The sequence below is a fragment of the Streptomyces asoensis genome (assembly GCF_016860545.1).
In the GTDB taxonomy this organism is placed as follows: Bacteria; Actinomycetota; Actinomycetes; order Streptomycetales; family Streptomycetaceae; genus Streptomyces; species Streptomyces asoensis.
Genome location: NZ_BNEB01000001.1, coordinates 424,793 through 440,270, shown reverse-complemented (window position 1 = coordinate 440,270; position 15,478 = coordinate 424,793). Strand labels below are relative to the sequence as shown.

General features: G+C 71.4%; 15 protein-coding genes. 7 read left to right on the top strand and 8 right to left on the bottom strand.

Annotated features, from left to right (window positions below; all coding sequences use genetic code 11):
• Positions 1-22: 22 nt before the first annotated feature.
• Positions 23-1,228 carry a PucR family transcriptional regulator gene (locus Saso_RS01935; protein WP_189917345.1) on the bottom strand — a complete coding sequence of 402 codons (1,206 nt, stop codon included), beginning with the start codon at positions 1,226-1,228 and terminating at the stop codon, positions 23-25.
• A 113-nt stretch (positions 1,229-1,341) separates the two neighbouring features.
• Here Saso_RS01935 and Saso_RS01930 point away from each other — a divergent pair, with 113 nt between their 5' ends.
• Positions 1,342-2,007 carry a pirin family protein gene (locus Saso_RS01930; protein ID WP_372442387.1) on the top strand — a complete coding sequence of 222 codons (666 nt, stop codon included), beginning with the start codon at positions 1,342-1,344 and terminating at the stop codon, positions 2,005-2,007.
• Between the two features lie 51 nt (positions 2,008-2,058).
• Here the strand turns inward: Saso_RS01930 and Saso_RS01925 are convergent, their stop codons facing one another.
• Together Saso_RS01925 and Saso_RS01920 are read right to left on the bottom strand one after the other, a co-directional pair.
• The gene (locus Saso_RS01925) at positions 2,059-2,880 is read right to left on the bottom strand and encodes a serine hydrolase domain-containing protein (protein ID WP_189917343.1); all 822 of its coding nucleotides are present in this window, start codon (positions 2,878-2,880) and stop codon (positions 2,059-2,061) included.
• A 10-nt stretch (positions 2,881-2,890) separates the two neighbouring features.
• Positions 2,891-3,370, bottom strand: coding sequence for a GNAT family N-acetyltransferase (locus Saso_RS01920; RefSeq protein WP_189917341.1), 480 nt, complete (start codon positions 3,368-3,370; stop codon positions 2,891-2,893).
• Between the two features lie 97 nt (positions 3,371-3,467).
• On the opposite strand from Saso_RS01920, the gene Saso_RS01915 reads away from it, so the two are divergent.
• Together Saso_RS01915 and Saso_RS01910 are read left to right on the top strand one after the other, a co-directional pair.
• A complete protein-coding gene (locus Saso_RS01915) occupies positions 3,468-3,962 on the top strand; it encodes a MerR family transcriptional regulator (RefSeq protein ID WP_189917339.1) in 495 nt (164 codons plus the stop codon).
• A complete protein-coding gene (locus Saso_RS01910) occupies positions 3,959-4,975 on the top strand; it encodes an aldo/keto reductase (protein WP_189917338.1) in 1,017 nt (338 codons plus the stop codon). Before Saso_RS01915 ends, Saso_RS01910 begins: the two co-directional genes overlap by 4 nt.
• 199 nt (positions 4,976-5,174) lie before the next feature.
• On the opposite strand, the gene Saso_RS01905 is transcribed toward Saso_RS01910, so the two are convergent.
• The 3 genes from Saso_RS01905 to Saso_RS01895 all read right to left on the bottom strand — a co-directional run bounded on the left by Saso_RS01905 (position 5,175) and on the right by Saso_RS01895 (position 8,099).
• On the bottom strand, positions 5,175-6,035 hold the full coding sequence (locus Saso_RS01905; protein ID WP_189918490.1) for a DUF4429 domain-containing protein: 861 nt from the start codon (positions 6,033-6,035) through the stop codon (positions 5,175-5,177).
• Positions 6,036-6,093: 58 nt separating this feature from the next.
• Positions 6,094-7,311 (bottom strand): alpha/beta hydrolase, encoded by a 1,218-nt coding sequence (locus tag Saso_RS01900; RefSeq protein WP_189917337.1) that lies wholly within the window; start codon positions 7,309-7,311, stop codon positions 6,094-6,096.
• A gap of 161 nt (positions 7,312-7,472) precedes the next feature.
• Entirely contained in the window at positions 7,473-8,099 is a 627-nt protein-coding gene (locus Saso_RS01895; RefSeq protein WP_189917335.1) for a TetR family transcriptional regulator, read from the bottom strand.
• A gap of 67 nt (positions 8,100-8,166) precedes the next feature.
• On the opposite strand from Saso_RS01895, the gene Saso_RS01890 reads away from it, so the two are divergent.
• Positions 8,167-9,786, top strand: coding sequence for an MFS transporter (locus Saso_RS01890; RefSeq protein ID WP_189917333.1), 1,620 nt, complete (start codon positions 8,167-8,169; stop codon positions 9,784-9,786).
• 229 nt (positions 9,787-10,015) lie between these two features.
• The gene (locus Saso_RS01885) at positions 10,016-10,357 is read left to right on the top strand and encodes a small hydrophobic protein (protein WP_189917331.1); all 342 of its coding nucleotides are present in this window, start codon (positions 10,016-10,018) and stop codon (positions 10,355-10,357) included.
• A gap of 28 nt (positions 10,358-10,385) precedes the next feature.
• On the opposite strand, the gene Saso_RS01880 is transcribed toward Saso_RS01885, so the two are convergent.
• Together Saso_RS01880 and aceE are read right to left on the bottom strand one after the other, a co-directional pair.
• Complete coding sequence (locus tag Saso_RS01880) at positions 10,386-11,123, bottom strand: potassium channel family protein (RefSeq protein ID WP_189917329.1); 738 nt, start codon at positions 11,121-11,123, stop codon at positions 10,386-10,388.
• A 110-nt stretch (positions 11,124-11,233) separates the two neighbouring features.
• Positions 11,234-13,981 (bottom strand): pyruvate dehydrogenase (acetyl-transferring), homodimeric type, encoded by a 2,748-nt coding sequence (gene aceE, locus Saso_RS01875; RefSeq protein ID WP_189917327.1) that lies wholly within the window; start codon positions 13,979-13,981, stop codon positions 11,234-11,236.
• A gap of 437 nt (positions 13,982-14,418) precedes the next feature.
• Here aceE and Saso_RS01870 point away from each other — a divergent pair, with 437 nt between their 5' ends.
• Together Saso_RS01870 and Saso_RS01865 are read left to right on the top strand one after the other, a co-directional pair.
• On the top strand, positions 14,419-14,856 hold the full coding sequence (locus Saso_RS01870; protein WP_189917325.1) for a DUF3052 domain-containing protein: 438 nt from the start codon (positions 14,419-14,421) through the stop codon (positions 14,854-14,856).
• Positions 14,857-15,006: 150 nt separating this feature from the next.
• On the top strand, positions 15,007-15,474 hold the full coding sequence (locus Saso_RS01865) for a peroxiredoxin (RefSeq protein ID WP_189918488.1): 468 nt from the start codon (positions 15,007-15,009) through the stop codon (positions 15,472-15,474).
• The last annotated feature ends 4 nt before the right edge of the window (positions 15,475-15,478 follow it).

The window sequence follows — 15,478 nt, the reverse complement described above, 5'->3', positions numbered from 1 at the left end:
TTTGTGGACCCCCGACAAAAGACTAGGTCTGGGGATCTCCGTCGACCAGACGCCCCAGGATCAGTGCGATCCGGAGCGTGAACGCGGAGCGTACATCGGAGGGCGACCAACCGGTGACGTCAGTCACACGTCGAAGCCGGTAGCGCACGGTGTTCGGATGAACGAAGAGCATCCGTGCGGCCCCCTCGAGGCTGGACGCCTGTTCGAGATAGACGGCGAGCGTCTCCAGGAGCGCGGACCCCGCCTCCTCGAGCGGTCTGTAGATCTCCTCCACCAACTGTTCGCGCGCACCGGGATCACCGGCGATGGCGCGCTCCGGAAGCAGATCGTCCGCCAGCACCGGCCGCGGCGCGTCCTGCCAGGCGGAACCCGCTTTGAGCCCGGCCGCGGCGGCCTGTGCCGACCGGGTCGCGGCGAGCAGGTCGGGCACGACGGGGCCGGCCACCACGGGTCCCGCGGCGAACGGCCCGATGAGCGAGCGGGCGACGGCGAGCGGGTTGTCGCTGCCGCCGGCGATCACGACCAGGCGGGAACCGAGCACGCCGGTGAGCACCTGGAGCTTGGCGTGCCGCGCGGCCCGCCGGATGGCCTCGACGGTCAGCTCCGAGTCGCCGTCCGGCGCGGTCCCGAGGACCACGCACACGTGCTCGGGCGCGTTCCAGCCCAGCGCGGCGGCCCGGCTCACCGCGCCCTCGTCGGCCTCGCCGCTCAGCACGGCGTTCACGACGAGCGACTCCAGCCGGGCGTCCCAGGCGCCGCGTGCCTCGGCGGCCTGGGCGTACACCTGGGCGGTGGCGAAGGCGATCTCCCGGGCGTACACCAGCAGCGCCTCGCGCAGCACGTTCTCGTCACCGGGGGCCGCGACCTCGTCGATCGCGGACTCCATGACCTCGATCGTGGTCCGCACCATCTCCACGGTCTGGCGCAGCGTGATGGCCCGGGTCAGCTCACGCGGCGCGGTGCCGAACACATCGGTGGAGATGGCCTGCGGGGCGTCCGGACGCCGGAACCACTCGGTGAAGGCGGCGATGCCCGCCTGGGCGACCAGCCCGATCCAGGAACGGTTCTCCGGGGGCATCGCCCGGTACCACGACAGTGTCTCGTCCATCCGCGCGATGGCCTGGGCGGCGAGACTTCCGGAGGACTTCTCCAGCCGCTTCAGTGTCGCGGGGTGGGGGTGGACGGCGTGCGCCGCGGGATCGGGGTGACTGGTTTCGGGTTCGGGCACGGGACAAGACTGCCTTATCGGGACGGGGGCGTGCGCCGCCGGGTCACGGGAGGCGCGGGCGCGCTGCCGCCGCACGGTCACCGCGGGCGCGGCGGCGGGTCTACCGTGGACGCGTGATGGACGTACGGCGCGCCGGTGAGCGCTACCGAGGCGGGGACCCGGCGGCCGGGATCGACACCAGGCACGCCTTCTCCTTCGGCCCGCACTACGACCCGGACAACCTCCGCTTCGGTCCGCTGATCGCCTGCAACGAGGAGCGCCTCGCCCCCGGCGCCGGCTTCGACGAGCACCCCCACAGTCACACCGAGATCGTCACCTGGGTGATCGAGGGCGAGCTCACGCACCGCGACTCGGCGGGGCACGAGAGCCTGGTGCGCCCCGGGGACGTGCAGCGGCTCGGCGCGGCGGGCGGCGTACGGCACGTCGAACGCAACGACGCCGACGGGCCGCTGGTCTTCGTGCAGATGTGGCTCGCGCCGGCCGAACCCGGCGGCGACCCGTCCTACGAGATCGTCCGCGGCATCGCCGACTCCACCCCGTACGCCGTCCCCGAGGCGGGCGCGCTGCTGCACGTACGGCGGCTTCGCGCGGGGGAGCGCACGGCGGTGCCGGACGCGCCCCGGGTCTACGTGCACGTCGTGCGCGGCGACGTGCGCCTCGACGGCGAGGAGCTGGAGGCGGGGGACGCGGCCCGCATCACCGACGCGAAGGACGTGGAGGCGGTCGGGGTCACCGGCGCGGAGCTGCTGGTGTGGGTCTTCACGCCCGCGGCCGATTAGCGCCGGTGCGCCCGGCCCGTACCCCGGTCGGCCGGACCCGCCTCCGTGACCTCAGCCCCGCACCTCGGCCAGGACCGCGTCCGTGAACGGAGGCCACGCCTCGACGGCCCAGGGTCCGAACGCCCGGTCCGTCAGGGCGGCCGCCGCTACGCCCGCCACGGGATCGATCCACAGGAACGTGCCGGACTGCCCGAAGTGGCCGAAGGTCCGCGGCGAGGACGAACTCCCGGTCCAGTGCGGGGACTTGGAGTCACGGATCTCGAAGCCGAGCCCCCAGTCGTTGGGGTTGTGGTGGCCGTAGCCCGGCAGGACGCCCTTGGTCCCCGGGTACTGCACGGTCATCGCCTCGGCCACCGTCCGCGGATCCAGCAGTCGCGGCGCCTGCACCTCCGCCGCGAACCGCAGCAGGTCCGTCACGGTCGACACCCCGTCCTTGGCCGGGGAGCCCTCCAGCGAGGTGCCGGTCATCCCGAGCGGCTCCAGCACCGCCTGCCGCAGGTACTCCGCGAACGGGATCTCCGTGGCCTTCGCCAGATGGTCGCCGAGCTGCTCGAACCCGGCGTTGGAGTACAGCCGCCGCTCGCCCGGCGACGCCGTCACCCGATGCTCGTCGAAGGCCAGGCCGGAGGTGTGCGCGAGGAGATGGCGGACCGTGGCCCCGGGCGGCCCGGCCGGCTCGTCCAGCTCGATCGCCCCCTCCTCGTACGCGACGAGGGCGGCGTACGCGGCGAGCGGCTTGGTGACCGAGGCCAGCGGGAAGCGCCGCCCGACGGGTCCGTGGGTGCCCAGGACCGTACCGTCGGCGCGTACGACACCCGCCGAGGCGGAGGGAACCGGCCAGTTCTCGATCGACTCGAGGCTCTTGAGCGACATGCGGCCGAGCCTATGCGTCCCGCAGCAGCAGCTCCATCAAGGGGTCCGGCTTCGGCCTGAAACCCAGGGAGGCGTAGAGCGGGGCGGCGTCGGCGGAGGCGGTGAGCTGGATCTGTACGGCGCCGCGGGCCCGGAACCACGTCAGGAGGGCGTCCATGCCGGCCCGCGCGTACCCGCGGCGGCGCGCGTCCGGGTCGGTGGCGACGCTGAAGACGAAGCCGATGGTCCCGTTCGGGTTGCCGGCCCGGCCGATCCGGTACTCGACCGTGCCGGCGACGAGCGCGGCGAGCGTCCCCGGCCGCTCCGGGTGGTCCACCACGAAGGCCGCGAAGTCCCCGTCCGGATCGGACAGCCGCTCGCGCAGGGCGGGCAGCGACTCGGCGTGCCACGCGGTGGAGGAGTCCACCGGGGACATCGAGTCGATCATCACTTGACGCAGCCGCAGCACTTCGGCGGCGTCCTCGGGCAGGGCACGGCGTACGGAACTCATGCCCGGCACGCTAACCAGCGCGATCAAGCCGCGTCCCCCGGTTTTCTTACCGATTCCGCTTGCTTGGAGCACACTCCAACGCCATAGCGTGGAGGCCATGACGGTGTTGCAGACCACGCCCGTGACCATCGAACAGACCCCCGACCGCCCGGATGTCTGCGCCGCGCCACCACCGCGCCACCCCCGTCCGGACGGGCAGGACAGCTACACGATCAGTGAGGTCGTCGCCTTCACCGGCCTCACCGCCCACACCCTGCGCTGGTACGAGCGGATCGGGCTGATGTCCCACATCGACCGCTCGCACACCGGGCAGCGCCGCTACAACAACCGTGACCTGGACTGGCTCGACCTCGTCGGGAAGCTGCGGCTGACCGGTATGCCGGTCGCCGACATGGTGCGGTACGCCGAGCTGGTGCGGGAGGGGGAGAGCACGTTCCGCGAGCGGTACGAGCTCCTGGAGGAGACCCGGCGGGACGTCCGGGCCCGGATCGCCGAGCTCGAGGACACCCTCGCCGTGCTCGACCGGAAGATCACGTTCTATGCGGACGCGACGGGCGTCCGGTACGACGAAGCGGAAAGGACCGCCCGATGACCGACTCCAGGATCCCGACGGCACGACTCGGCGAGAACGGCCCCGAGGTCGGCGTCCAAGGCCTCGGCTGCATGGGCATGAGCTTCGCGTACGGCCCCGCGGACGAGAAGGAGTCCCGGGCCACCCTGGAACGCGCCCTGGAGCTCGGCGTCACGCTGTACGACACGGCGGACGCGTACGGCGAGGGGGAGAACGAGAGGTTCCTGTCCCCGTTCTTCCGGGCCCACCGCGACGAGGTCGTGATCGCGACCAAGTTCGCCCTGGCGGTCCCGCCGGACGACCCGACGCGGCGGATCATCCGCAACGACGCGCCGTACATCCGGCAGTCCGTCGACGCGAGCCTGGCGCGGCTGGACGTCGACGTCATCGACCTCTACTACATGCACCGGCGCGATGTGAACGTGCCGATCGAGGAGAGCGTCGGCGTGATGGCCGACCTGGTCCGCGAGGGCAAGGTCAAGCAGCTGGGCCTGAGCGAGGTGACCGCCTCCGAGCTGCGCGCGGCGCAGGAGGTCCACCCGATCGCCGCGGTGCAGTCGGAGTGGTCGCTGTTCAGCCGGGACATCGAGGACCAGGTGGTCCCGGCCGCCCGTGAACTGGGCGTGACCCTGGTGGCGTACTCGCCGCTCGGGCGGGGCTTCCTCACCGGTTCCTTCGCCGACGCCGACCAGGACCTCACCGCCGACGACTTCCGCCGTCAGCAGCCCCGTTTCACCGGTGGGAACGCCGCCGCCAACGCGGCCCTGCTGGAGCCGGTCCGCGCGGTCGCCGCGGCGCACGGGGCGACGCCCGGCCAGATCGCCCTGGCCTGGGTCCAGCAGCGGTCCCGCGCGCACGGTCTGCCCGTGGTGCCGATCCCGGGCACCCGCAAGCCCTCCCGGGTGGAGGAGAACACGGCGGCCGTGGCCCTCGCCCTGACGGAGGAGGAGCTGGCGCTGCTGGAGCCGATAGCGGGCAAGGTGGCGGGCGACCGCTACCCGGACATGAGGTTCACCTCCGCGGGCCGCGAGTAACCCCCCCCGGCACGGCAGAACCCCCGCACGGCAGCCCCCGGGCCCGGGCACGTCCCCCGGGCCCGGGCGCACTCCAGGGCCGGGCGCATCCCCGGGCCGGGACGCATCTCCGTCCCGCCGCGCGCCCATCACCGGGGCGCGTCGGCCACGGCGGCGGCCGGCCGGGGGCCGCGGCCGCCCGGTGCGCGCGGCCGGAGGGCTACAGCTCGGCCAGCAGTTCGGCCTTCTTGACGGAGAACTCCTCGTCGGTGACCAGGCCGGCCACGTGCAGTTCCCCGAGGTGCCTGATCCGCTCGGCGATGTCGGCGGGGTCCCGGCGCGGCGCGGGGGCGGCCGGGGCCGGTACCGCCGCCGAGGCGCCGCGTCCGCGGACGGCCGCGAGGACCGCCGCCGCGAAGGGCAGCGACTCGTGGACCGGCCCGTACCCCAGTCCGAAGACGACGGCCCCCGGGTCCTGGTCCGCCTGGACGGGCTCCGCCTCGCCGCGCAGCAGCCGCAGATGGCCCTCGAACACCTCGGGCGACCGCCACTCGACGCCGCTCAGCTCGGACACGGGGAAGCTCTGGTCGCCGGCCTTCCACTTCGCCGACGAGGCGCCCGTCCAGAACCAGCGGAAGCGCACCGTGCGCCCGTCGAACGAGGCCTTCCCGTCGTACGCCTTGAACGACAGCGGCGCCTCGGGCGCGTCCACGAGGAACCGGTCGGCGGGGCCCGATCGGGTCAGCCGCTCGCGCAGTTCCTCGGCGTAGTACTCGGCGAGCGTCTCCCGCTCGGCGGGCAGCACCAGCCGGTACGGGTCGCACCCCTCCTTGAGCTGCCCCGCGGCCGCCTCCATCAGCGGGTCGGCTCCCGGCCGCGGCTCCGCCCGCAGCACGACCGTGCCGCGTCGCCCGGCGCTCAGCGTCACCCGGCCGATCGCCGCCAGCGGGATCCGGCGTTCCCCCAGTGCCGACAGCAGCTTCGGCGTGCGCAGCCCCCGCTGGTAACGGATGAGGACGGAATCGGACTCGAACTCCCAGGCGGCATGAAATCCGGCCAGTACGTCACCCATGCGGCTCATCGTATGCGGGACACCCATTCTTCGTCCCCTCCTCGCACGCGCCGCAATTCCTGCGTCTCTACGCGCGTCCGGCCTCGGGCGTATCGGACAAACCCACCGTGCAGGCGACATGGTCGGCGGCGCACTCCACCGAGTGGTACGCGCCAGTGCCGATCTCGGCGAGGTTGCGCAGGCTGTCGGTGCCCGGTTCGAAGTAGCCGCCGTGCCCCTTCGCCTCCCGCGAGGACAGCACCCGCGCGCCGAACACCCGGGCCATCGGGTCCTCGCCGTGCCCCAGGCCGCCGACCTCCAGGTGCGGCACGTCCTGCACCCAGTCGTCGGCGTCCCGCATCGCCCACACCCGGGCGTCGGTGCCGAGCTGCGCCGCGTTCTCCACCCGCATCCCCGGGCTGCCGGCCACCGCGATGTCCGCCACCCGGTCCGGCATCGCGTGCGCGGCGACCCCGCACACCACGGAGCCGTAGCTGTGGCAGAACATCGAGACGGGCGCGGTGCCCGGCAGGGCGGTCAGCAGGGCGTTCAGCCGCACGGCGCCGTTCTCGGCGCGCATCGCGGTGGCCGAGTCGATGCCGAGGCCGTCGGGCGAGGTGTAGTCCGCCCAGGCGATGACGGCCGTGCGCGTCGAGGGGCTCGCCTCGTTCTCGGCCGCGTAGAGGGCCTGGGCCATGCCGACGGGCGCCGAGTACTTGCGGTTCGTGCGCTGGAAGGTGAGCAGGTCGGTGTCGACGCCGGGGACGACGACGGAGATCCGCTCGGCCTTGTCCAGACTGCCGAACACCTCGGCGACCCGGCCGGAGCCGTCGGGGTCGAAGGCGAGGATCTGGCGGTCGCCGGCGCTCATCGACGTGTAGCGCTGGAGCCGGCGTTCGGCGAGCTGCTGTCCCGAGGCGCTGAGCCGCTTGTCGTGCATACGGGCGCGCTCGAGCCGGGTCTGCTGGAGCAGCGCCGTGCGGTTGGCGCGGTAGCGCAGTTCCACCGGGGCGCCGTTCATGTTGCCGACGGCGAGCGGGTAGTCGTGCGCCAGGGCGGCGCGCTGCGCGGTGGTGAGCGTGGCGAAGAAGCGGGCGAGCCGGGCGGGGGCCGAGCCGGGGTCCGGCAGCAGGTGGCCGCCGAGCCGGCCGTGCTCCCATGCCGAGCGGGAGGTCTGGAGTGCAGTGGTCTCCCGCTGGTGGCGCACCGCGGTCCAGCCGGTCGTGGCCAGCATCACGAACACCACGGCCAGGGCGGCCAGGGCGCGCCAGACGTTGAGCTGCGGGGAGGTGTCGAAGGAAGTCACTGAAAGGACACACTAGGAGAACGGGAGGGTCTCGGGTGACCCAAGTGACGCGGATCACGTTTCAGCAGGCGTGTGAATGGTCATAACAGCCTTCAGGCCTCCACGCCGGACGGCGGATCCGCGGATCTTCCTCCGGGCGCCCCCGTGACGACCCGCGGCCCTCACGCCGTGCGCCAGTCTCCCAGCAGGGCCGGGCCGACCCCGTCCAGGTAGGACGACGTCAGCTCGCGGATCCCCGCGAGACTGAAGTCCGCGCCGGTGGACCACTGCCGTTCCGTCACCCGCATCACCCCGCTGAAGACGGCCACCGCCAGCCGGGGCCGCGGGTCGGCGTCCACGTCGAGCCCCTCCCGCCCGGCGATCACCCGCGCGAGGACCTCCTCCACCTCCACCGAGCGCCGCAGGTGCGCGGCGAGCAGCACCGGCGTCGACTCGATCACCCGGTACATGCGCAGATACAGCTCCACGGGGACGACGGACTCCACGACCTCGTTGATCGAGTGCCAGCCGTCCAGCACGGCCTGGCGCAGGGCCTGCATCGGCGCCTCGTGCGACGGGCGTTCGCGCACCGCCTCGACGAACCGCGCCACCGTCATCTCCACCAGGGCGAGCGCGGCCTCGTCCTTGCCGTCGAAATAGCGGAAGAACGTGCGCTGCGAGACCCCGACGGCGTCGGCGATCTCGTCGACGGTGGTCCTCTCGTACCCGCGCGAGGTGAACAGCTCCACGGCGGCGCGCAGCAGCGCGTCCCGGGTGCGCTGCTTCTTGCGCTCACGCAGAGTTTCCATGATGTGTCAGTTACCGACTTATGAAGTCGTTTGTCAATTGTCAGCGGCTGTCACTAACCTCGAACGCATGACCAGTCAGACCACCGTCGACACGACGGGGCCGGGCGGCAAGGCACCGGCAGACCCGTCGGACGGGCCGCCCGCCAAGGGCCTGCGCGGCCACCCGTGGTTCACCCTCATCACCGTCGCCGTCGGCGTCATGATGGTGGCCCTCGACGGCACCATCGTGGCCATCGCCAACCCGGCGATCGCCAGCGACCTGGGCGCCACCTTCGCCGAGGTGCAGTGGATCACCAACGCCTACTTCCTCGCCCTCGCGGTCTCCCTGATCACCGCGGGCAAGCTCGGTGACCGCTTCGGCCACCGCCAGACGTTCCTGATAGGCGTCGTCGGCTTCGCCGCCGCCTCCGGCGCGATCGGCCTCTCCGACAGCATCGCGCTGGTCGTCACCTTCCGGGTCTTCCAGGGCCTGTTCGGCGCGCTGCTGATGCCGGCGGCCCTCGGTCTGCTGCGCGCGACCTTCCCGGCCGAGAAGCTCAACATGGCCATCGGCCTGTGGGGCATGGTCATCGGCGCCTCCACCGCCGGCGGCCCGATCCTCGGCGGGGTCCTCGTCGAGCACGTCAACTGGCAGTCGGTGTTCTTCATCAACGTTCCGGTCGGCGCCCTCGCCCTGGTCCTGGGCGCGCTCATCCTGCGCGACCACCGCGCCGAGAACGCCCCGCGCTCCTTCGACATCCTCGGCATCGTGCTGCTCTCGGGCGCGATGTTCTGCCTGGTCTGGGCCCTGATCAAGGCGCCGACCTGGGGCTGGGCCGACGGCAAGACCTGGGCGTTCCTGATCGGCTCGGCCCTGCTGTTCGCCGCCTTCGCCTTCTGGGAGACGAAGGTCGCGGAGCCGCTCATCCCGCTGGCGCTGTTCCGTTCGGTCCCGCTGTCGGCCGGCGTCGTCCTCATGGTCCTCATGGCGATCGCGTTCATGGGCGGCCTGTTCTTCGTGACGTTCTACCTCCAGAACGTGCACGGCATGAGCCCGATCGACGCGGGCCTGCACCTCCTGCCGCTGACCGGCATGATGATCGTCGGCTCGCCGCTCGCGGGCGCCGCGATCACCAAGCTCGGCCCGCGCATCCCGCTGGCCGGGGGTATGGCCGCCACCGCGATCGCCATGTACGGCATGTCCACGCTGGAGACGGACACGAGCAGCGGTCTCATGTCGATCTGGTTCGCCCTGCTCGGCTTCGGCCTCGCCCCGGTCATGGTCGGCGCGACCGAGGTCATCGTCGGCAACGCCCCCATGGAGCTGTCGGGCGTGGCGGGCGGCCTCCAGCAGGCGGCCATGCAGATCGGCGGCAGCCTCGGTACCGCGGTGCTCGGCGCCGTGATGGCCTCCAAGGTCGACGGCGACCTGCCCGCCAACTGGAAGGGCGCGGGCCTGCCCGCACTCACCCCGGCCCAGCTCGACCAGGCCTCCGAAGCGGTCCAGGTCGGTGTGGCCCCGGTCGCCAAGGGCACTCCGCCGGAGATCGCCGCGAAGATCACGGACGTCGCCCACGACACGTTCATCTCCGGCATGAGCCTCGCCTCGCTCGTCGCCGCGGGGGTCGCGGTCGTCGCGGTGTTCGTCGCGCTGCTCACCAAGCGGGGCGTGAACGCGGAAGCGGGCGCGGGCGTCGGTCACATCTGACGGAACCTCGGCGATTTTCCCCTATCAGGGTGAGAACGCTAAAGGCCCTCGCCCCGGAAGCACGGCACAGGTCACACTGGGTCAAGCCTTCCGGATGGGAGGGCCGTCAGGGCCACGGCGCGCTGCCGGAGGGGGGCAGCGCGCCGAGTGCCCGGCAACTGCGGGCAATGTTCCGCGTGTCGCGGGTACCCGAACAACAACACATCCCCGGAACAGAGGGAGTTGTTCGATGGCCGGCTTCGGCAACGGCACGCGCAGGTACCCCCGCTCACGTGGCCGCATGGGGTCACGATGGGGGTCCCCCCGGTCGAGCGGAGTCGAGACTGGGGGAGGGCCGGATCGCGCGACGCTCGGCATCGTCGGCCTCGTCTGCGCGGTCGCCGGATTCTTCGCGCTGGGGATCGTCCTCGGCCCCGCGGCGATCGTCTGCGGCTGGCTGGCCATGGGCCGCAGCTGGGCGGGCTCCCGCCCGGTCCCGGCCCTGGTCGCCGTCGCCCTCGGCGCCATCGACACCCTGCTGGCCCTCATCTGGCTGGCGGGAGCGAGCGGCACGGGCTACGGGCTGCTGTAACCCCCGAGAGCGGCCGGGAGGCGGGCGGTCACGGACTCAGGGACCGGTCCCGCAGCGCGGCCACCTCGGCGCGCAGCGCCCGGACCTCGTCCGTCAGCGCCAGGATCGCCTCGGTCTGGGCCCGTTCCTCGACGTCGTCCTTGTCGAACCGGGCGATGAACCACGCCGCGATGTTCGCGGTCACCACACCCAGCAGCGCGATCCCCGACAGCATCAGCCCGACGGCGATGAGCCGGCCCAGTCCGGTGGTCGGCGCGTGGTCCCCGTAGCCGACCGTCGTCATCGTCGTGAACGACCACCACAGCGCGTCACCCAGCGTGCGGATGTTCCCGTCGGGTGATTCGCGCTCCACCGACAACACGGCGAGCGAGCCGAACATCAGCAGTCCGACGACGGCCCCCACCACGTACGTCGTCATCCGGATCTGGGACGCCATCCGCGCCCGCCGCCCCACCAGCAGCAGCGTGGAGACCAGCCGCAGGAGCTTGAGCTGCTGCACCATCGGCAGGACCACCGCGCACAGGTCCAGCCAGTGGGTGCGCACGAACCGCCGCCGGTCGGACGTGAGCGCGAGACGGACCGCGTAGTCCACGGCGAACGCCCCCCACACCGCCCACTCGACCCCGGTGCAGACGGCGGTCACCGCGCGGTCGGCCGACGTGTCCACGATCGGGACGGCGTAGGCCACGGCGAACACGACGGCCAGGGCCAGCAACGGCCGTTGAGTCCACAGCTCCCACCGGCCCTGCGCCGACTGTTCTCGCATGCCCGCATCGTAGGGAAACGAGGAGCCGGTGAGCCCCCTCGCAGGCGCGGGGAACCGGGCGACCGGCCCTCCGCGGCCCTCGGAGACTCACCGGCCCCCCGGCGGAGCGGCTACGCGTCGCCGCCGGCCGCCCCCGGGTCGGCCGCGGACACGTCCAGCAGCTGGTACCGGTCGACGGCCTGCTTCAGCAGCGAGCGGTCGACCTTGCCCTCCCGCGCCAGCTCGGTCAGCACCCCCACGACGATCGACTGGGCGTCGATGTGGAAGAAGCGGCGGGCCGCCCCGCGGGTGTCCGCGAAGCCGAAGCCGTCCGCGCCCAGCGACTGGTAGGTGCCCGGCACCCAGCGCGCGATCTGGTCCGGGACCGACCGCATCCAGTCCGAGACGGCCACGAACGGCCCCTCGGCCCCGGCGAGCTTGCGCGTCACGTACGGCACCCGCTGCTCCTCCTCCGGGTGCAGCAGGTTGTGCCGCTCGACCTCGACGGCCTCGCGCCGCAGCTCGTTCCAGGAGGTCGCCGACCACACGTCGGCCCGCACGTCCCAGTCCTCGGCGAGGATCCGCTGCGCCTCGACCGCCCACGGGACGGCCACACCGGACGCGAGGATCTGCGCCGGGACGGACCCCGAGGTGCCCTCGCTGAAGCGGTGGATGCCCTTGAGGATGCCCTCGACGTCCACGTTCTCCGGCTCGGCCGGGTGCTGGATCGGCTCGTTGTAGACGGTGAGGTAGTAGAAGACGTCCTCCCCGTGCGGGTGTTCGGCGGAACCGCCGTACATCCTGCGCAGGCCGTCCTGCACGATGTGCGCGATCTCGAAGCCGAACGCCGGGTCGTAGGCGACACAGCCCGGGTTGGTCGAGGCGAGCAGCTGCGAGTGGCCGTCCGCGTGCTGGAGCCCCTCGCCGGTCAGTGTCGTCCGTCCGGCGGTCGCGCCCAGGACGAATCCGCGCGCCAGCTGGTCCGACATCTGCCAGAACTGGTCGCCGGTGCGCTGGAATCCGAACATCGAGTAGAAGACGTAGACCGGGATCAGCGGCTCGCCGTGGGTGGCGTACGCCGAGCCGGCCGCGATCAGCGACGCCGTGCAGCCCGCCTCCGAGATGCCGTCGTGCAGCATCTGGCCGGTCGGGGACTCCTTGTACGCCAGCAGCAGCTCACGGTCGACCGACTCGTACTGCTGACCGAGCGGGTTGTAGATCTTCGCACTCGGGAAGAACGAGTCCATGCCGAACGTGCGGTACTCGTCCGGCGCGATCAGCACGAACCGCTTACCGATCTCCTTGTCCCGCATGAGGTCCTTGAGGAGCCGGACGAACGCCATGGTCGTGGCGATGGACTGCTGCCCCGACCCCTTCTTCACGGTCGCGTACGTCTTGTCGTCCGGCAGTGCGAGCGGCTCGGAACGGACGACACGCGTCGGGACGTAACCGCCGAGACCCTTGCGGCGGTCGTGCATGTACTGGATCTCCTCCGAGTCGCGGCCCGGGTGGAAGTACGGCGGGAGGCCGCCCTCCAGCTCCTTGTCGGAGATCGGCAGGTGCAGCCGGTCGCGGAACCCCTTGAGGTCGGAGACCGTCAGCTTCTTCATCTGGTGCGTGGCGTTGCGGCCCTCGAAGTTCGGCCCCAGCGTCCAGCCCTTGACCGTCTTGGCGAGGATGACCGTCGGCTGGCCCGTGTGCTCCACGGCCGCCTTGAACGCCGCGTAGATCTTCCGGTGGTCGTGGCCGCCGCGGCCCAGGTGCAGGACCTGGTCGTCGGTCATGCCCTCGACCATCGCGCGCAGCCGGTGGTCGTCGCCGAAGAAGTGCTCGCGGATGTACGAGCCGGACTCGGTGGCGTACGTCTGGAACTGGCCGTCCGGCGTGGTGTTCATCCGGTTGACGAGCGTGCCGTCGCGGTCCTGGGCGAGCAGCGGGTCCCAGGAACGGTCCCAGATCAGCTTGATGACGTTCCAGCCGGCACCCCGGAAGACCGACTCCAGCTCCTGGATGACCTTGCCGTTGCCGCGCACCGGGCCGTCCAGCCGCTGGAGGTTGCAGTTCACGACGAAGGTCAGGTTGTCCAGGCCCTCGCGGGCGGCGATGGTCAGCTGGCCGAGCGACTCGGGCTCGTCCATCTCGCCGTCGCCGAGGAACGCCCACACGTGCGACTTCGAGGTGTCGGCGATCCCGCGCGCGTGCATGTAGCGGTTCATCCGCGCCTGGTAGATCGCGCCGATCGGGCCGAGGCCCATCGACACGGTCGGGAACTCCCAGAAGTCCGGCATCAGACGCGGGTGCGGGTACGAGGACAGGCCGTGCGGGGCCTTCGACTTCTCCTGGCGGAACGCGTCCAGGTTCTGTTCGCTCAGCCGGTCGAGCAGGAACGCGCGCGCGTAGATGCCGGGGGAGGCGTGGCCCTGGAAGAAGACCTGGTCGCCGCCGTCGCCCTCGTCCTTGCCGCGGAAGAAGTGGTTGAAGCCGACGTCGTAGAGGGACGCGGAGGAGGCGAAGGTCGCGATGTGGCCGCCGACGCCGATGCCCGGGCGCTGGGCCCTGGAGACCATCACGGCCGCGTTCCAGCGGGTCGCGTTGAGGATCCGGCGCTCGATCTCCTCGTTGCCGGGGAAGAAGGGCTCGGCCCGGGTGGGGATGGTGTTGACGTAGTCCGTGCTGCGCATCTCGGGCACGGCCACGCGCTTCTCGCGGGCCCGTTCGATCAGCCGGAGCATCAGATAGCGGGCCCGCTCCCGGCCGCGCTCGTCGATCGCGGCGTCGAGGGAGTCGAGCCACTCCTGGGTTTCCTCGGGATCGAAGTCAGGAACCTGACTCGGAAGGCCGCCAATGATGATCGGGTTGCGATCGGATCCGGAAGCCACGCTGTTCCTTACCTGTCAGAGGGCTGTATGGGACTGTGCGGTGCTGTGCGGGACTGTGGGGCTGTGCTGCTCTCTCGCGGGCCGTCTCGCGGGCGCCCCCTGGGGCGTCCGGCCTACTCTCCAGTGCCTGTACCGCCCCCATCGTGTACCTAGGCGCCGCAAACGTCATCTCTACCCCGAGGTAACCGGCACCCGTTCGAATCTCGTACCCTTGGGTGGTTCTCAAATACGCAAACAGGGCAGATAGGTGTGGTGTACGTCACCGTCCGTCCGAATCGCGTGCCTGGAGTTGCGTCGACACGGCCAGGATCGTCACCGTTTCGGCGGTCCGAACCGCCGGGTACTTGCGCGATCCGTCCCGCCCGTGTGGACTACGGCCAATGCTTCGCGCACGCGCGTGGCTCAGTTATTCCCGAATCATGATCAGGAGGCAACCCGTGAGCGCGACCGCGGACCACGCGGAGGAGCGGACCGGCCCTGCCGTCAGGCTGGGTTTCCAGCCCGAGCAGGTGGTCCAGGAGATCGGCTACGACGACGACGTCGACCAGGAGCTCCGCGAGTCCATTGAGGAAGTCATCGGCAGCGATCTGGTGGACGAGGACTACGACGACGTCGCCGACGCCGTAGTGCTCTGGTTCCGCGACGATGACGGAGACCTGACGGATGCGCTGGTGGACGCCACCACGTACATCGAAGAAGGCGGGTCGATCCTCCTCCTGACGCCGAAGACCGGCCGGACGGGATACGTGGAGCCCAGCGACATCTCCGAAGCCTCGACGACTGCGGGTCTGTCGGCCAGCAAGAGCGTCAGCGTGGGCAAGGACTGGAGCGGCAGCCGGCTGGTGACGCCCAAGGCCGCGAAGTCCAAGAAGTGACGTCCAGGGAGTGACGTCCGAGAAGTGACTGAAGTGCTGTGACGCCGGACGGGCCGGCCCCTGGGGGGCAGGTCCGTCCGGCGGCCTTCGGCGACCGCTGCGTAGGGTGGTGTCCTCACCCGGACAGCCCACCGAAGGGACATGCAGGCGATGGCGATCCAGGTCGGCGACAAGGCCCCCGACTTCGAGCTCAAGGACAACCACGGCCGTGCCGTGCGACTCTCCGACTTCCGTGGGGGCGAGAACCCCAAGAACGTCGTCCTGCTCTTCTACCCCTTCGCCTTCACCGGTGTGTGCACCGGTGAACTGTGCGAGGTGCGCGACAACCTCCCGAAGTTCGCCGACCGCGACACCCAGGTGCTCGCCGTCTCCAACGACTCCATCCACACCCTGCGCGTCTTCGCCGAGCAGGAGGGCCTGGAGTACCCGCTGCTCAGCGACTTCTGGCCGCACGGCGAGGTCAGCCGCGCCTACGGGGTCTTCGCCGAGGACAAGGGCTGCGCGGTGCGCGGCACCTTCGTCATCGACAAGGAGGGCGTGGTGCGCTGGACGGTCGTCAACGCGCTGCCGGACGCCCGCGACCTCGGCGAGTACGTCGCCGCGCTCGACACCCTGTGATTCT